15 protein-coding genes and 1 tRNA gene are annotated in these 16,545 nt (G+C 65.6%); 6 read left to right on the forward strand and 10 right to left on the reverse strand.

Annotated features, from left to right (window positions below; translation table 11 throughout):
* Window positions 1-160: 160 nt before the first annotated feature.
* The 6 genes from ON44_RS00005 to ON44_RS00030 form a co-directional block, all read right to left on the reverse strand.
* Complete coding sequence (locus ON44_RS00005; protein WP_040685658.1) at window positions 161-1,678, reverse strand: protein kinase domain-containing protein; 1,518 nt, start codon at window positions 1,676-1,678, stop codon at window positions 161-163.
* Window positions 1,679-1,715: 37 nt separating this feature from the next.
* On the reverse strand, window positions 1,716-3,182 hold the full coding sequence (locus ON44_RS00010; RefSeq protein ID WP_040685659.1) for a peptidoglycan D,D-transpeptidase FtsI family protein: 1,467 nt from the start codon (window positions 3,180-3,182) through the stop codon (window positions 1,716-1,718).
* A complete protein-coding gene (locus ON44_RS00015) occupies window positions 3,179-4,654 on the reverse strand; it encodes an FtsW/RodA/SpoVE family cell cycle protein (RefSeq protein ID WP_040685669.1) in 1,476 nt (491 codons plus the stop codon). The genes ON44_RS00010 and ON44_RS00015 overlap by 4 nt, the downstream gene beginning before the upstream one ends.
* Window positions 4,654-6,138, reverse strand: a complete 1,485-nt coding sequence (locus ON44_RS00020; RefSeq protein WP_040685660.1) for a PP2C family protein-serine/threonine phosphatase — start codon at window positions 6,136-6,138, stop codon at window positions 4,654-4,656. The genes ON44_RS00015 and ON44_RS00020 overlap by 1 nt, the downstream gene beginning before the upstream one ends.
* Window positions 6,135-6,602, reverse strand: coding sequence for an FHA domain-containing protein FhaB/FipA (locus ON44_RS00025; RefSeq protein WP_040685661.1), 468 nt, complete (start codon window positions 6,600-6,602; stop codon window positions 6,135-6,137). Before ON44_RS00025 ends, ON44_RS00020 begins: the two co-directional genes overlap by 4 nt.
* A 201-nt stretch (window positions 6,603-6,803) precedes the next feature.
* Entirely contained in the window at window positions 6,804-8,222 is a 1,419-nt protein-coding gene (locus tag ON44_RS00030; protein ID WP_040685662.1) for an FHA domain-containing protein, read from the reverse strand.
* A gap of 224 nt (window positions 8,223-8,446) precedes the next feature.
* On the opposite strand from ON44_RS00030, the gene ON44_RS00035 reads away from it, so the two are divergent.
* A tRNA-Leu gene (locus tag ON44_RS00035) sits at window positions 8,447-8,529 on the forward strand.
* A gap of 271 nt (window positions 8,530-8,800) precedes the next feature.
* On the opposite strand, the gene ON44_RS49775 is transcribed toward ON44_RS00035, so the two are convergent.
* From ON44_RS49775 to ON44_RS00050, 3 genes are all read right to left on the reverse strand, one after another.
* Window positions 8,801-9,259, reverse strand: coding sequence for a TraR/DksA family transcriptional regulator (locus tag ON44_RS49775; RefSeq protein WP_157186995.1), 459 nt, complete (start codon window positions 9,257-9,259; stop codon window positions 8,801-8,803).
* A 213-nt stretch (window positions 9,260-9,472) separates the two neighbouring features.
* Window positions 9,473-10,060 (reverse strand): CBS domain-containing protein, encoded by a 588-nt coding sequence (locus ON44_RS00045; protein ID WP_040685664.1) that lies wholly within the window; start codon window positions 10,058-10,060, stop codon window positions 9,473-9,475.
* A 132-nt stretch (window positions 10,061-10,192) separates the two neighbouring features.
* Entirely contained in the window at window positions 10,193-11,716 is a 1,524-nt protein-coding gene (locus ON44_RS00050; protein ID WP_040685670.1) for a PucR family transcriptional regulator, read from the reverse strand.
* 339 nt (window positions 11,717-12,055) lie between these two features.
* Here ON44_RS00050 and ON44_RS53875 point away from each other — a divergent pair, with 339 nt between their 5' ends.
* From ON44_RS53875 to ON44_RS00070, 4 genes are all read left to right on the forward strand, one after another.
* Window positions 12,056-12,601: a DUF3558 family protein gene (locus ON44_RS53875; RefSeq protein ID WP_373283111.1), complete on the forward strand. Its 546-nt coding sequence runs from the start codon at window positions 12,056-12,058 to the stop codon at window positions 12,599-12,601.
* A 186-nt stretch (window positions 12,602-12,787) separates the two neighbouring features.
* Window positions 12,788-13,087: a hypothetical protein gene (locus ON44_RS00060; protein WP_040685666.1), complete on the forward strand. Its 300-nt coding sequence runs from the start codon at window positions 12,788-12,790 to the stop codon at window positions 13,085-13,087.
* Window positions 13,088-13,289: 202 nt separating this feature from the next.
* Window positions 13,290-14,240, forward strand: coding sequence for a DUF5996 family protein (locus ON44_RS00065; protein WP_040685667.1), 951 nt, complete (start codon window positions 13,290-13,292; stop codon window positions 14,238-14,240).
* A 26-nt stretch (window positions 14,241-14,266) separates the two neighbouring features.
* Entirely contained in the window at window positions 14,267-14,707 is a 441-nt protein-coding gene (locus tag ON44_RS00070; protein ID WP_040685671.1) for a VOC family protein, read from the forward strand.
* A 75-nt stretch (window positions 14,708-14,782) separates the two neighbouring features.
* Here ON44_RS00070 and ON44_RS00075 read toward each other — a convergent pair whose 3' ends face one another.
* The gene (locus ON44_RS00075) at window positions 14,783-15,640 is read right to left on the reverse strand and encodes a DUF1206 domain-containing protein (protein ID WP_040685668.1); all 858 of its coding nucleotides are present in this window, start codon (window positions 15,638-15,640) and stop codon (window positions 14,783-14,785) included.
* Between the two features lie 326 nt (window positions 15,641-15,966).
* On the opposite strand from ON44_RS00075, the gene ON44_RS00080 reads away from it, so the two are divergent.
* Window positions 15,967-16,545 (forward strand): AI-2E family transporter (locus ON44_RS00080; RefSeq protein ID WP_157186996.1); only part of this gene is annotated, 579 nt, incomplete at its 3' end.

The following is a 16,545-nucleotide window of genomic DNA, read 5'->3' on the forward strand; positions in this document are numbered from 1 at the left end:
CGCAGGTAGAACGTCGGGTCGCGGGCCAGGTCGGCACGCAACACCTTGATCGCGACGTCCCTGCTGAGCCGTAGATCGCGCGCCTTGTGAACTTCGGACATGCCGCCGAACCCGATGATCTCACCCAGCTCGTAGCGGGAGGAGAGATTCTTCGGGGTCGTCATGGTTGTCCTTGCGGAGTAGCAGCGCCTGGAGTGGCCGAGGGTCCTCGGGCACCGGGACTATCCGGAAATGGTAAATCGAGCGTAGGGAACCACGAGCCTCTTGTAGTGGTGGACGGACTCGTCGTCTTCGACGACTTCGTCGTACTCGGCGCTGTGGTACTCGGCGTTGTGGTCGGCGGCTGCGTTGTCGTTGTCGGTTCCGTTGTCGGCGGCGGTGGCGGGGCCGGTCTGGTCGTGGTGACCTCGGTCGTCGGCGCCTCGGTTGTCGTCGGCGGCGGCGTGGTGACCGGCGGCGGCGCGACCTTCGTGGTGGTGGTGACCGGGCGCACGGTATCCGGATTGGTATCGCCGCCGAAGAGCAGCCACAAAACGAGTCCGACGAGCAGCACCGCGCCGACGGCCACGGCCGCGCCGGCCTTCTGGCCGGTGGTGAACTTCGAGGTCTCCGGACCGGGCCCGGGGTTGGTGCGGGTGGCGCCGGAACTCATCACGGTCCTGGGGGCGCCGGCGGGCGTTTGTCTCGTCGAAGCTGCGCCCCCGACCCCCATGGGGGTCGGGGTGTTGTACCGGACCGTCGGGCCATCGTGGTCATGCGACGGCAGAATCACGGTCGGGCCGGGCGGCAGCACCCGGGTCGCACCGGTCGCTGTCGGTCCTGCGGTGGTGACCGGCGGTGGTGGGCGGCGTCCGGCGCGCACGGCGGCGACGGCGTCGGCGAATTCGCCGCCGCTGGCATAGCGCAGGGTCGGATCCTTGCCCATGGTGATCTCGATCAGCTCGCGCACATTGGGCGGCAGATCGGATGGCATCGGCGGCGGTGCCTCGCGCACATGTTTCATCGCGACGGTGATCGCGCCGTCGCCGCTGAACGGTCGCTGCCCGGCCAATGCCTCGTAGCCGACTACACCGAGTGCGTACACATCACTGGCCGCGGTCGCGTCCTCGCCGACCGCCTGCTCGGGCGCGATGTACTGGGCGGTGCCCATCACCATGCCGGTCTTGGTGACCGGGGAGGCGTCGACGGCCTTGGCGATGCCGAAGTCGGTGATCTTCACCTGACCGGTCGGCGTGACGAGGATATTGCCCGGCTTGACGTCACGGTGCACGACGCCGGCAGCGTGCGCGACCTCGAGTGCGCGACCGGTCTGCTCCAGCATGTCCAGACCCTGGACCACCGAAAGCCGACCGAGCCGGTTCAGCACCGTGTTGAGCGGTTCACCCTGCACCAATTCCATGACCAGATAAGCGGTTTCCCCGCCGCTGGGATCCATGGTCTCGCCGTAGTCGTAGATTCCGGCGATACCCGGGTGATTCAGCTGGGCCGTGGTCTTGGCCTCACTGCGGAACCGGTGCCGGAAGGTCGGGTCGGCGGAGAACTCGGATTTGAGCACCTTCACCGCGACCCGGCGGTCCAGCCGGGTGTCGAGTGCCTCCCATACCTGACCCATACCGCCCGTGGCGATCAGGCGTTGCAGCCGATATCGGTCGGCAATCATCGCGCCGTTGTTCAGCATCCCGGCCCCCGTACATCCACTCGCACGTTCATATCTCTCAGCGCCCTCGCAAACCGGCGTCCAACACCGCGCGGGCAATCGGCGCGGCCACCGAGCCACCTGTGGCGGCCAACGCCCGGTCGCCGCCGTTCTCCACGATCACCGCGATGGCGATCTTGGGGTTCTGCGCGGGCGCGAAGGCGATGTACCAGGCGTGTGGTGGCGTATTGCGCGGATTGCTTCCGTGTTCGGCGGTTCCGGTCTTAGAGGCGATTTGATACCGGGTCTGGCCGTGTCCGACGGTGTTGTCCTCCGACGCGATCATCAGGTTGGTCAGCGTCGACGCTACCTGGGCGCTGACAGCTTGGCCGACCGAGACCGGTTTATTTTTCGAGAGCTCGCTCAGATCGGGTCCCTGCAGTTGATCGACCAGGTACGGCTCCATGCGGACGCCGCCGTTGGCGACGGTCGCGGCGATGACCGCGTTGTCCAGTGGGGTGAGCGCGACATCGCGCTGGCCGATGCTGCTCTGGGCCAGTGCGGCATTGTCCGGAATCGTGCCGACGGTGCTCTCCGCCACCGGAATCGGGATGCCGCGGTGCTGGCCGATGCCGAATGCGGCGGCCTCGTCCTTGAGGTTCGAGGAGCCGACCTTGAGACCGAGTTCGACGAATGCGGTATTGCAGGATCTGCGGAACGCCTCGGTGAGCGTTGCGGTGGGGCCGCTGCCGCAGGTGCTGCCGTTGTAGTTCTCCAGCGTCGTGTTCGTCCCCGGCAATGTGATGTTCGGCGCGGCGGTGAACTGGTCGTCCGGGGTTGCGGTGCCGTTGGCCAACGCGGCGGCGGTGACGACCACCTTGAAGGTGGAGCCCGGCGGATAGGTCTGCGACACAGCACGATTCAACATGGGTTGGCGCTGGTCCGCACTCAGCTCTTCCCAAGACTTGGTGCCTTGGGCGCCATCGTGCCCGGACAACAGATTCGGGTCGTAGCTGGGGGTGGACACCATGGTGAGAATCTTGCCTGTACTCGGCTCGATCGCCACCACGGAACCGGTGTAGCCCTTGGCGGTCAGCTGTTCGTAGGCGACCTGCTGCATCATCGGATCCAGCGTGGTGAGCACATTGCCGCCGCGCGGATCACGTCCGGAGATCATATCGATCAGGCGGCGGCCGAACAGCGAATTGTCCGAACCGTTGAGCACCGTATCCTCGGCGCGCTCCAGCCCCGTGCTGCCGTACTGCATCGAGTAGAAGCCGGTGGCCGGTGCGTACGCCTCCGGATCGGTGGGGTAGGTGCGCAGGTACTTGTAGCGGTCGTCGGTGGCGACCGAACTGGCCAGCACGGTGCCGCCCGCGGAGATCTGTCCGCGCTGGCGGGCGTATTCGTCGAGCAGCACGCGTGAGTTTCGTGGATCGGTGCGGTAGTCGTCGGCCTTGATCACCTGCACATAGGTGGCGTTGAGCAGCAGGGCGACGATCATGAGCATCACCGCGACCGCGACCCGTCGTAGCGGCGTATTCATTCCTGCGGCCTCGCTTCCGGTTTGCGCAGAAGCTCGGTGGTCGCATCCGAGATCGGGGCTACCGGATCCTTCTTGCGCACCGGCGCCGGGGCGCGTGCCGCGTCGGAGACCTTGATCAGCAATGCCAGCAGCGCGTAGTTGGCCAGCAGCGACGAACCGCCGTAGGACATGAACGGTGTGGTGAGACCGGTCAGCGGAATCAGCTTGGTGACACCGCCGACCACCACGAACAGCTGGATCGCGATGGTGAACGACAACCCGGCGGCCAGCAGCTTGCCGAAGCTGTCGCGCACGGCGAGCGCGGTCCGCAGACCGCGCACCACGAACACCAGGAACAGCAGCAGCACTGCGGCCAGTCCGAACAGGCCGAGTTCCTCGCCGATGGTGGTGATGATGAAGTCGGTTTTGGCGAAGGGCACCTGCGAGGGCCGCCCGCTGCCGAGGCCGGTGCCCGCCAATCCGCCGGTGGCCAGGCCGAACAGCGACTGCGAGATCTGGTAGCCGGTGTTGTTGTAATCCGCGAACGGGTGCAGCCAGGTCTGGGTACGCACCCGGACATGGCTGAAGGCCTGGTAGGCGAAGAAGAATCCGATGGTCAGCAGCGCGCCACCGATGACGAGCCAGCCGACCCGCTCGGTCGCGATGTAGAGCATCACCAGCACCGTGCTGAAGATCAACAGCGAAGTGCCGAGGTCCTTTTCGAAGACCAGCACGCCGATGCAGACGATCCAGACCACCAGAATCGGTCCGAGGTCGCGGGCGCGCGGGAACTCCATGCCGAGGAAATGCCGACCGGCCGCGGTGAACAGATCGCGCTTGGCGACCAGCACCGATGCGAAGAAGATGATCAGCAGGATCTTCGCGAATTCACCCGGCTGCACACTCAATCCGGGCAGCCTGATCCAGATCTTGGAGCCGTTGGTCTCCGAATACGCCCCGGGTAGCAGTGCCGGAATCGCCAGCGCGACAAGGCCTGCCAGGCCTAAGGTGTAGCCGTATTTGGCCAGCGTGCGGTAATCGCTCAGCACGACCAGGATCGCGATGAAGATGATCATCCCCAGACCCGTCCACAGGATCTGTTGATTGGCATCGGGGGAGGGGATCGGCCACGAGTTGTAAGCGGCGGTCTGCGCATCGGCGAGATCGAGCCGATGGATCAGCACCAGGCCGAGTCCGTTGAGTAGCGCGGCGATCGGTAACAGCAGTGGATCGGCGAACGGTGCGAAGCGGCGCACCGCGAGATGCGCCACCGCGAACAGGGCCAGATAGGCGAGACCGTACTTGGCGATATCCCAGGTGACCGATTGTTCCTGACTCGCCTCGACCAGAAACAGTGAGACGGTGACGATGCCCGTCGCACCCGCGAGCAATACGAGTTCGGCATTGCGCTTCGTCGACGGTGGCGGCGCTGGCGCGAATCCGCCGGGTGGACTGGGGAAGGCCCCAGCGGACGGCGGTGCCGGAGCGGACATCAGTCCGTCACCCGGCAAGGTTCCCCCGCCGTCTGGGGGTTCGGCGACGTCGTCGCCGTCGGGGTCTTGGCGTCCGGGGTCTTGGTTTCACCCGGCTGTGGTTCGGGCGCGGGCGGCCGGTTCTCGGTGGTCGGCGCGACCGTCGTCGGCGCGGGGACCCCGGGCTGCGTGGGCGGCTCGCTCGGCGGCACGACGCCCGGCTGCGGCACCGATTCCTTCGTCGGGCAGACGGGCAGCAGCTCGTTGCGCGCCAGCATCTGCATCTGCTTGCGCGCCTCGTCCAGCGAACCCGGCGGCAGTCCCTTGTCCACCTGATCGTGTCCGGTCTGCTTGAGATCGGAAACCTTGAGCGCCTTGCACTTCGGCGGCAGCGTCTCGTCCGGCTGCTTCAGGGTGAGGGCGCCGGTCGGGTCGACACAGCCGATCGTCTCGACCTCGTGGATCGAATAACCCAGCACCGAACCCGGCAGCCCGCGCATGATGACGACCTGGTCGCTATCCGCGCCGACGTAGTAGTTGCTGCGAATCATGTTGTAGCCGACCAGCAATCCGACCGCCGCGGCCAGCACCAGGGCGACCGCGAGCAGGATCCAGCGCAACCTGTGCGATTTGCTCTGCGGCGGCGTCTCCGGTGTGGCGGCGGCTCGGCGCGGTTCGGCCCGCGGCGGCCGCATCGCGGCGGCTCGGCCGGCAGCGGTATTCGGCGGCGGGCTGTCCTCGTCCTGACCCGATGCCGCGCCCGCGACGATCGGATGGCTCTGCCCGTAGTCCAGATCGATGACATCGGCGACGACCACGGTGACGTTGTCCGGGCCGCCGCTGCGCAAGGCGAGTTCGATGAGACGATCGGCACATTCGTCGGTGCTGCCCTCGCGCATGGTGTTGGCGATGGTCTCATCGCTGACCACATCGGAGAGTCCGTCGGAGCAGAGCAGATAGCGATCGCCGGCACGGGCCTCGCGCATGATCAGCGTCGGCTCGATCTCGTTGCCGGTGAGGGCGCGCATGATCAGCGAGCGCTGCGGATGGGTATGCGCCTGCTCGGCAGTGATCCGGCCTTCGTCGACCAGCGACTGGACGAAGGTGTCGTCGCGGGTGATCTGGGCCAGCTCGCCGCCGCGCAGCAGATAGGCGCGCGAGTCACCGATGTGGACCAGGCCGAGCTTCTTGCCCGCGAACAGGATTGCGGTGAGCGTGGTGCCCATGCCGTCGAGTTCGGGCTCTTCCTCGACGTGATCGGCAATGGCGGCATTGCCCTCGTGGACGGCCGTATTGAGCTTGCCGAGCAGATCGTCGCCGGGCTCGTCGTCGTCGAGATGGGCTAGCGCGGCGATCATCAACTGCGATGCCACCTCGCCTGCGGCGTGGCCGCCCATACCGTCGGCTAGTGCGAGCAGCCGTGCGCCCGCATAGACGGAGTCCTCGTTGTTGCCTCGGACAAGACCGCGGTCGCTGCGCGCTGCGTAGCGGAGAACAAGTGTCACGATCGCAGCTCGATCACTGTTTTGCCGACACGGACGGGGGTTCCGAGTGGAACTCGGACTGCGGTGGTGACTTTCGCGCGGTCGAGGTAGGTGCCGTTCGTCGATCCGAGGTCTTCGACGTACCAGTCGTCACCGCGCGGCGAAAGCCGCGCATGTCTGGTCGAGGCGTAATCATCGGTGAGTACCAGCGTTGAGTCGTCCGCACGCCCGATCAGCACCGGTTGGGTGCCGAGCGAGATGCGAGTGCCGGCAAGTGAACCTTGAGTCACCACAAGAAATTTGGCGCCCTTCTGGCCTCGGCTGAAAGACGGCAGCACCGTGGAACCGCGTGCGGCCCTGGGCTGGATCCGGATGCCGGATGCCGCGTAGATGTCGCTGCGCAGGGTGCGCAATACCGCCCACACGAATAACCACAACAGCAGCAGGAACCCCGCACGGGTCAATTGCAGGATCAGTCCCTGCACGGCGCTCCACCTCCTGTTCGACCGTGTACGTCGGTGCCGTAGGTGCGAGTTCGCCCCCACCGGCCTGCTGGTTTCGCGAGCCCCGGTCCTGGCGACGCGCGTGTGTTGGCAGCATCATAGGGCCGTGGGTCGAGTTCGATCACGATACGGCCGCAGAATCCCTGTCCGCCATGTCGTGACCTGCACCGCGAGCTTACGGGATCAGACGATACGGATCAGGATCTCGGAGTGCCCGGCGCGGATAACATCGCCGTCGGCCAGCTGCCAGTCCTGAACCGGGGAGCCGTTGACGAGCGTGCCGTTGGTCGAACCCAGATCCGAGAGCATCGCGGTCTGCCCGTCCCAGCGAACTTCGATGTGCCTGCGGGAAACTCCGGTATCCGGCAGTCGGAAGTGCGCATCCTGCCCGCGGCCGATGATGTTGCTGCCCTCGCGGAGCTGGTAGGTGCGGCCGCTGCCGTCGTCGAGCTGCAGCGTCGCGGAATACCCCGAACCGGCTTGTGCGCCACCGCCATACGCGGGCGCGGGGGCCTGGTAGCCGCCGCCCTGGGCGCCGTAGCCGGGCTGTTGCGAGTAGGCCTGGCCGTAGCCGCCCTGCTCCTCGGGCGCGGCATAGCCCTGCTCGCCGTAACCCGGTTCGGCGTAACCCTGTTCGCCGTAGCCGGACTGCGCATAGCCCTGCTGGCCGTAGGCCGGCTGCTGACCGTAACCGCCCTGGTCGGCGTAGCCCTGTTCGCCGTAGCCGGGCTGTCCGTAGCCCTGCTGGCCATAGCCCTGTTCGCCGTAGCCCTGCTGACCGTAACCGGGCTCCTGGTAGGCCTGCTGGCCGTAGTCCTGCTCGGCGTAGCCACCCTGCTGCTGGCCGTAGCCGCCGCGCTCGCCGTAGCCCTGCTGACCGTAACCGGGCTCCTGGTAGGCCTGCTGACCGTAGCCCTGGCCACCCTGCTGGTAGTCGTAACCGTTCTGATAGTCGCCGTAACCCTGCTGCGAGTCCGGCGCCTGGTAGTCGGAGCCACCGCCGTAGGGCGCGCCGCCCCGGCCGTAGTCGTCGCGGTACGCACCGTTCGGCGGCCCGGGCCGCCCCGCAGGCGGCGGTGCGTACCCGCGGTTGCGTGGATCGGACTCCGCGGGCTCACGGCTTGGGTCGTAGCCTGAGTTCTGCGTCATGGGGCCAGCTCCTGGTTGCGGGTGTGCAGGTCGTTGTGGCGTGGGTTCGGGGCTGCGAGCCGGGGTGGCTCTGCGGCCGATGTCGGGATCGACCCGACCGCTCGCCCTGAACTGTCCGGTGTGCAGCGTAGGTGATGCCTCGAATGCCACGTGTACTTCGCCGTAGGTCTGCCAGCCTTGCTCGCGGATGTAGTCCTGAAGGTGTTTGGCGAACGCGCGGGTGGTGAGGTCGTGGTCGGCGTCGAGTTGTTGGTGATCAGAGGTGTTGATGGTGATCACATAACTGTTGGGCGCCAACAGATGTCCGCCACCCAGATCCTGGATATTGTCGGCGGCCTCCTGCTTGAGTGCCGCTTCCACCTCCTGGGGAACGACACTGCCCCCGAAGGCTCTGGCGAACACGTCACCGACGGCGCCTTGCAGGCGACGCTCGAATCGAGAAACGATGCCCATCTCGGCCTCCCTTCGGTGCGCGTCTGTGTTGCTTCATAACAACGACACGCGCATATGGCGTGTCGCGTATCGACCACGTTCATTGCATGATATCCACGATCGTCCACACCTGTAACTCCCGGAAGCCAGCCGGGGTTCCCGCGCCTGTCCGGACCGCACTCGAGTGCCGTCAACAGGCGATTTCGTGTCTCGCCGACCCACGTGATACTGTCTCCCAGTCGCTCGGGCGAGTGGCGGAATGGCAGACGCGCTGGCTTCAGGTGCCAGTGTCCTTCGGGACGTGGGGGTTCAAGTCCCCCTTCGCCCACAGATGTAGTGCAAGCCGCAGGTCAGAGAGTACTTCTCTGGTCTGCGGCTTCTTTCGTAAACGGGTTTTGTCGACTGGGATGTTGGACGTGCGTTGACGTGTCTCGATGTTGACTGCGGTGTCGGTGTTCGCCCGGAATGGGTCCCCTTTCGGTTTGTCGTGCGTGATTTCCCTGTACGGCAGTGGTTTTTGGGGAGAACAGTCGTGAAAGCGCCCGCCTCGATCATCGGCTACGACGCGCTCATCGCCGCCACCGGCGTCGACGGTCGTGTCACCGGCATGCGAGGACTTCTCGTTCGGCCGCCAGGTCGCGTCGCGGTGTTCGGGAGGCTGTGCGAGGCAGCTGTCCACGTATCGGGCGGGAACCGTCGGGGGGAGGGAGATGCTGCCGACGGCAGTTCAGGCACCACTGTGTAGTGGGAATGGTCTGCAGGAGGTGGATCGGTATTTCAGTGTGACAGCCGCGGCAGCGGCCGTAACGGCCTGTGGTGATGAGCGTGAGGGTTTCATCGACGTCGGCCAACGCTTGTCGTGCTGCCGTGGCCAACTTGATGGTGACCTCATGTCTGGCCGTATCAGCCGCGTTGGTGGGTGCAGTGCCGCGGTCGATTTCGGCTTCGAGTTCGGCCAGCTGCTGCAGGCGGAAGCGGCGTTGCTGGCTCAGTGCGGCTCGCAGTGCGGGTAGGTGGTCGGCGAGGCGTGCGCGTGAGACGGGGGGTGCGTGGGTCATCCGGATCTCCAGGAATGGTGGTTGGAATGTGGTTCGAGATGCGGTCGAGTAAGGAGGGGATGGGCAGCCCTGCCAGCGGCCTCTTGTATTGCCACCTCCACGCCATCTGAATATTCGCTGACAAGGCCAGGATCGTTTACATGGATGGCTGCGCTTGTCCGTCTGCGCCGCTTACGTCGAAGGTTGGATTCGGGCTGTTGCCCGGTTGCCGGGTCAGTGCGCGGCTGCGGCCACGGCGGCCGGTGTGGTCGCGATGGTCGCGGTGCGGATGCCGGGCACTGTGCGGGTGAGGGCGATGGCGATGCGCCGTTCGGATTCGTCGGCGAACCGGCCGGAGATGGTGGCGTCGGCTTCGTGGACGGTGACAGGCCAACGCCGTGCGCCGGTGTATTGATCGAGGAGGTTTTGCGCATCGGCCGCGAGGGCGTCGTCGGGGGTGAGCATGATTCGCAACACGTCGCCGCGGCTGAACATGCCGGTCACCCGGCCGTCGGCATCGACGACTGGCAGACTGCGCAGTCCGTGCGTTACCAGCCTGCTCATGACCTCGGCCAGTGCCGCGTTGTCGGGGACCGAGACCGCCGGTGTGGTCATCACCGCACTGGCCGTGTCGTCGAGTTCGCCGGCCCGCAAGAGGTCACCGCTGGTGATCACCCCGATGAGGCGATCGTCCTGGTCGAGAACGGGCAACGCCGCGTAGCCCAGTTCGGCGAGCATCAGCGCCGCCTCGCGTGCCGTGTTGTTGTGCCGCACGGCGATGATCGGTCGTTGCATGACCTCGCATACCCGCATGTTCTTCATTCCGTTCAACTCCGTTCAGCTGCGCTACCTGCGGCTTTCTTGTCAACTCCATGATGGCGTGGTTGTCGGGGCGATCAGTTGCGCTGACCCGACAATCGAGGGGTGGAGATTTGTGGCGATGGCACAGCACAGTCAGTCGTTGTCGGTGACCGCGAGTTCGATCATCATGGCGAGTCGTTTGCGGGGGTCGTCCAAGCCGAGGTTGGTCACCTCCGCCATCTTGCGCAGCCGGTTACGGACGGTGTTCTCGTGCACGCCGAGCTGCGCGCCCGCCCGAGCAGGGTCGCCTTGGGCCTGCAACCAGGCGCGCAGCGTTGCCACGTACTCGGTGGAGTTGGTGCGGTCGTGGTGTCGCAACTGCGACACCGGCCCCCGTGCGGGGGTGCGTCCAGAAAGCCCGGCGGTGCGCAACCGTTGCAGCAGGATTTCGTCCCACGACTCGTCGTAGGCGGGGGGCGCAGCACCTGATGAGTGGGTCTCGTGCAGCGCCAGGCATTCGTCGGCCTCTTGGCGCGCCAACGCCAATTCTGTGGCCCGGGCCACACCACTGATGCCGGCCAGCACCGTCATCTGCACTGGCAGTGCCGCCTGTAGCTCGCTTATCCAGTGGCGTGCCGTCGCCGCCTGATCGGCGGGCAGCACGGTGTAGATGGTGTCGCCGACCAAGGCGCTGCGGCTCGAACGGGACCAGCCGAAACCGGTTGTCGCTCGTTCGAAGACCTGCAGCAGCGCGGCGTGCTGCTCGTCGGCGATCCGCGCGCGTAGCGCGATCGCCCGCAAAGTCTCCGGCGCCAACCCCAGCCTGCTGGCCACCGTCGCCGCGTCCGCGGCGCCCTCCAGCAAACTGATCACCAGTTCGGATTCCACCTGACGTTCCAGGTCCGCGCTGGCCCGCGACCGCAACAGGTGCAGGGCCACCGTATGCGCGCCGTCGGCCAAGGCGATCCGTCGAGCCCCCTGCAACGGTGCCGGGCATGACACCCATACCGAGCCGAGCAGTTGCCGGCCCACGCGCACGGCCACGACCATCCGCCCAGTCAAACCACGCTCTACCTGCGCAGGAACGAACAACGGTGCATCCGAGACCGCCAAATGTGCGAAGACACCGTGCGCATCGAACAGGGTCCGCAACCACTGCGGCATTTCCCGGCTCAGGATCGTCTCGACGCGTGCGGGGTCGAGGTGCTGCTGCGGCCTCGAATACGCCAGCACCCGAGACCGGCGGTCCTCGATCGTCACCGCACCCCCGACCGCGTCGGCCAGACTGTCGGCCAGGGCGAATAAATCGGTCGGGCCGCGACCGGCCTCGGTCTCGCGGCCTTCCAGCACCAACCCGTAGACCACCGCGGCAACCTCACTCCAGGCCACCGCAGGATCGACCACCAGCACCGCCACCCCCTCGATCTCCGGCTCGTCCGCAGTCTGCTCACCCGCACGGATGAGCGCGACAACAGCCCGCGCCGACATCGCCCAGTCCACTACCTCCGACACCGAGCGTGCCCCGATCCCCAGCAGCACATCACCCACTTCCGCGGGGTCCTGATCGGCCCCGTGGATCACCACACTGCGCAATTGGGTGGACCGGGGAACCGAACACAACCGCAAACGGATCCCGTAGCCACCCAGTACGTTCGCCAACCGGTCCAATGTCACCACGAGCCGCTCCTGTGTCGAACCGAAGGTGTAGTGCAAAGAACCATCGAGAGCCGGTCTCACCGGCTGCCGGCGCGGCATCGGATCATGTTGGAAGGCAGCGATCGAGGCGATGCCCGACAAGACGCGCGCCCGTTCTCCTGGGCGACACACTGAGCGTAGTCGCGGCCAGCGCTCCTGCCATGACTCACGGCGGTCGGTCACCGCACCCGTAGCTGTAAAGAATTGCCCCATCTGGACAGCTGCTGAATTGTTTGGTGGGATCGGTGCCGGGAGGGATGAGCGATGCCGAGCTTTTCGTGTGCCCGTAGCTGGTGGATGGTCGGTGTGCTTTCCGCCACAATGGTGGTGGCCGGATGCGAGACCGGTAACCACGCACAGTCGGCGGCTACGTCGTCGTCGAGTATCGCGACCCCGCCTGTCTCCCCGGTACCGCCGCGACCATGGACGATGGCCGATCTCACCTACCATCCGTGCAGCGTGCTCGATGCCGACGACATTGCTCGCCTGGTACTCCAACCCACACCCAGTGCCGAAATGCCCCCACGAGCGCTGCCTGCCTGTTCCTGGTCCTCGGTTCAAACCTCTGGTGCTGGCGGCTTCGATATCCGATTCGCACCGAGTACCAGCGATCTGAGCGACCTCGATCAGCGCAGAGTTAGTGTTCCGCTCGAGCAGCAGACAACCATCGATGGCCACCGCGCCGTGTTGGCGCCCAGCATCCGTCCCGACGGCCGCAACGGTAGCTGCGATGTTCATGTAGCGGTGTTTTCCGGCGGATCGTTTTACCTCGGGATCGCGGTCCCGGGGATACCGGCGGGCGTCGATTGGGATGTGTGCGCCAAGACCATTGGCGTCGCCGCCACTATCCTTGCCCGCCTACGCTGACGCGCACGGTGGTCATGCCTGAATCTGTGACCGGGCAACGCGCGATCTGCGACGATGACAGGGGGCGTTCGATCCGCCAGCACCCCTTACATCTTCTCCTTGAACTGTGAGGATGCTGCAAGGGCATCTCAACTAGACCTAACCCATCCATTGAGGAGTTTCACTACAGCGGAAGGAACTAGCCGGATGTTGCTGCTTACCCCCACTGCGATCGAGGCCGTTCGCACCATTACGTCCGCGGAGGGCACGCCGACGGATGCCGGGCTGCGAATCTCCACGACCGAGGGCGCCGAGACGCTGCTTATGGCAGTCACCGCTGGACCAGACGAGCAAGACCAGGTCGTGACCGCCGAAGGGGCTCGGGTCTTCCTGGACGAGCAGGCCGCCGCTTTTCTGGACGACAAGATCCTCGACACCGGGCTGGACCGGAACGGCGAAGGCGGCTTCGTGCTTGCCAACCAGGGCCAGGGCACTACGGGCCATTGAACTGTCTCTGATGACATGGTCGGGCCCGACGGTGGCACGGGGCGTTTCGGCCCCGTCACCGGTAGATACCGGCTGCTATGCCCGGTGCTGGTGCTCGCCTTCCTGAGTGCCTGACACCGGGCCGAGGCGCGGCACCACGGCATGGTTGCAGAATCCGCGCCGCGACCGGCACCGAAACCGACAGACGGACCAAGGAGGTCTGATGGCCGGGACGACTCCTACAGAGACCGCGTCGTCGCAACGCTGGCCGCGGTTGCGGGTCGAGGAGTGGACCGCTACCCGCGACACAGTGCACATGTGGACCCAGATCATCGGCAAGATTCGGCTTGCCCATGCGCCGATGATCAACCACTGGTGGCAGGTCACCCTCTACGTCAGCCCACGGGGTTTGACCACCTCCGCGATGCCTTACGAGGCTGGTGTGTTCGACATCGAGTTCGACTTCGATGAGCATCGGTTGCACATACGGGCCAGTGATGGCGACGCCCGTCAGGTCGCGCTCGAACCCAAGCCGGTCGCGGATTTCTATGCCGAAACGATGGGTGCGCTCGACGAGCTCGGCATTGCGGTGCAAATTCAGGCGAAGCCCAACGAGGTCGATCCTGCGATCCCGTTCGCCGACGACTACGAGCATGCTTCCTATGATCGCGACGCCGTGCATCTGTTCTGGCGCCAACTCGTCGCGGCCCATCGAGTAATGAGCGAGTTTCGCTCGTATTTCATCGGCAAGGTGAGCCCGGTGCACTTCTTCTGGGGCGCCATGGATCTGGCCTGTACCAGGTTCTCCGGTCGCGCCGCGCCGAGGCATCCGGGTGGAGCGCCCAACTGTGGTGATTGGGTGATGGTGGAGGGCTACTCCCGCGAGTTGAGTAGTTGCGGTTTCTGGCCGGGTGGCGGTGACGAAGGCGCCTTTTACGCCTACGCCTATCCCGAACCCGACGGCTTCGCCGACTATCCGGTCGGTCCTCGGGACGCCTTCTACAGCGTCGACAACGGCCAGTTTCTGCTGCCCTACGAGGCGGTACGCACCGCCGCGGATCCGGAACGAACCCTGCTGGAATTCCTGCACACCACCTATCAAGCGGCCGCCGAACACGGCAAGTGGGACCGAGCGGCACTCGAATGCGATCCGCACCGGTGGGACCGGAAATAGCGAACACCGAACCCGGGGAGGGAATCGTGACCAATCGGAACGACCTACCTGCTCCCGAACAGGGACTGCTCGTGACGCATTTCCTGACCGTGCGCGACGTCGCTCGCTCCCGAGATTTCTACGCCGAAATCTTCGGCGGCCGGGTCGTGCTGGCGGAGAACCCGGCCATCGTCAAGGTCGCAAACAGCTGGATCATCATGAACCCGGGCGGCGGCCCGACCCCGGACAAGCCCGATATCACTCTGGCTCCCCCTGAACCAGGCGATCCGATCTCGTCATTCTTGAATGTGCGGGTCGCCGACATCGCCGCGTTCTACTCCGACGCCAAATCCAAAGGGGGACAATTCCTCACCGAACCACTCGACCGCAAAGCCGAGATCCGGTGCTATCTCCGCGACCCAGACGGCTACCTCATCGAGATCGGCCAGGCCACCGGCATGCTCCGCGGCATATACGCCGACGTGTGATCCTCGATCGCATCGTGCCCGCGGATCTGCCTGACTCCGAATCGGTTTCGCTGCAGATTGCAAACCAGTATCCGGCTACATCTTGGTGTACCGGGCCATAACGAAGCTGTAGAGGCCGTAGGTGATGATGCCCAGGCCGGACGCTACGAGGAGGGCCACTCCGTAGGGTTGAGCTCCCACGGTTTTGAAGGCGCCGTCGAGTCCGGCGGCTTTGCCCGGCTCGGATTTACTCACTGCGAGGATCACCAGCAACCCGACCGCGGCAATGGCCAGCCCTTTCGCGATGTATCCGACCGTGCCCAATCTTCGTACGAGGTCGCTGGTGGTGCCCTCGAGGTCCTCGAGGAAGTTCTGGCTCACTCCTTTGTAGACGTGGTAGCCGCCGATCGCGATGATGATCAGCCCGCTCGCGATGAGCGCGATCGTGCCGGCGGTGGTTTGCATCATGCGGGCGGTGATCCCCGCGCTCTGGCCGCTGCTGGACTTGCCACTGCCGCGGGCGAATTCGAACGCGGAGACGGCGAAGGCGAAATAGACCACCGCCAGCCCGGCCGCCTTGACGCGATCGATCGCTTCGGATTTCTTACTGTCGGCGTCCGGCTTGGAGGCGCTGCCGAGTGCCGATTCGGCGAGCCGCCACAGCGCCATCAGCAGGAACGCGACGCCGCCCACCCACAGGGCGACGACGCCGCCCGGCTTGGCGGCCAGTTCCGCCATGGCCCCGGATTGGTCGGCGGCACCGGCGGCGCTGCCGATGGCGATCCTGATGGCGATGTAGCCGATGATCAGGTGCACGATGCCGCTCGCGACGAAGCCTGCACGGGCGAATCGTTCGAAGACATTGTTCTGGACCACACGGCCGGCGACCGAGGACTTGTTGTCGAACGACGCCGATGCACCGGTGGACTTCGAGGACGGGTTTCTGTCAGACATGGTGCGCGCCTCGTATCAGTGGTGGTGAAGCTCCGCCGGAGGTGGGACGGGCGGTGTGTGAGGTGGGGAGCGCGGTCCCGATGCTGACTGTCCGGCCCGGGCCATCGTCCCGGGAACCCACCCGACATCGGTTATCAAGGGGTGTCCGTTGTGTGGTTTCGCCGCGCTGTCAGCGTAGCCCCGCCTGCCCCGTCGGCGGTAGCTGACGCTGGGCCTCTGATCGCTCATTTTCCCAGTTCGAGGGTGGTCGAGTGGCGTTAGGGTAGGCGGGGGAGGGTGCGGATTGGATTCCTCCGCCGCATTCGCGCAACCCAACGGACCCCGCCATGAACGAAGACAACCACCGAGGCCGAGCCAGGGAGCGTCATACCTCCGACGAGGCTGAGCAGGGCCATAGGGACCTGGTCGCGCAACCCCACACCACCGACGAAGATGGACCGATCATTTCTGCGGAAGCGGCGGCGGCGCGGGCCAGTACAACGCAGAACCCGCTGGGCAAGCCCGGGCGAAGATTCGATCCGCGTTCGCCGTTCATGGTCGGCATGGCAGGCGCGGCGGGAGTGGCGGTGACCTACGGCGCGATCCAAGCGGTGATCGCCGTGAGTCAGGTGCTGGTCTTGATCACCGTCGCGTTGTTCCTGGCCATAGGTTTGGAACCTGTTGTGTCGTGGTTGGTTCGGCCATGGTTTCCGCGATGGGCTGCCGTGACCGCGGTTTTCGTGGTCGCGATCGGCTTGCTGACCGGGTTCCTTGCGGCCGCGATACCTCCGCTGGTCACCCAGGGCAGCGCGCTGGTCCACAATGCTCCGGACTACGTCCACCATCTTGCGCAACGGTATCCACTCATCGACACGCTCAACACTCGCTTCCATCTCCAGGATCGAGTCCAGCAAGGGGTCGGTTCC

The sequence above is a fragment of the Nocardia vinacea NBRC 16497 genome (assembly GCF_000308835.1).
GTDB lineage: Bacteria > Actinomycetota > Actinomycetes > Mycobacteriales > Mycobacteriaceae > Nocardia > Nocardia vinacea.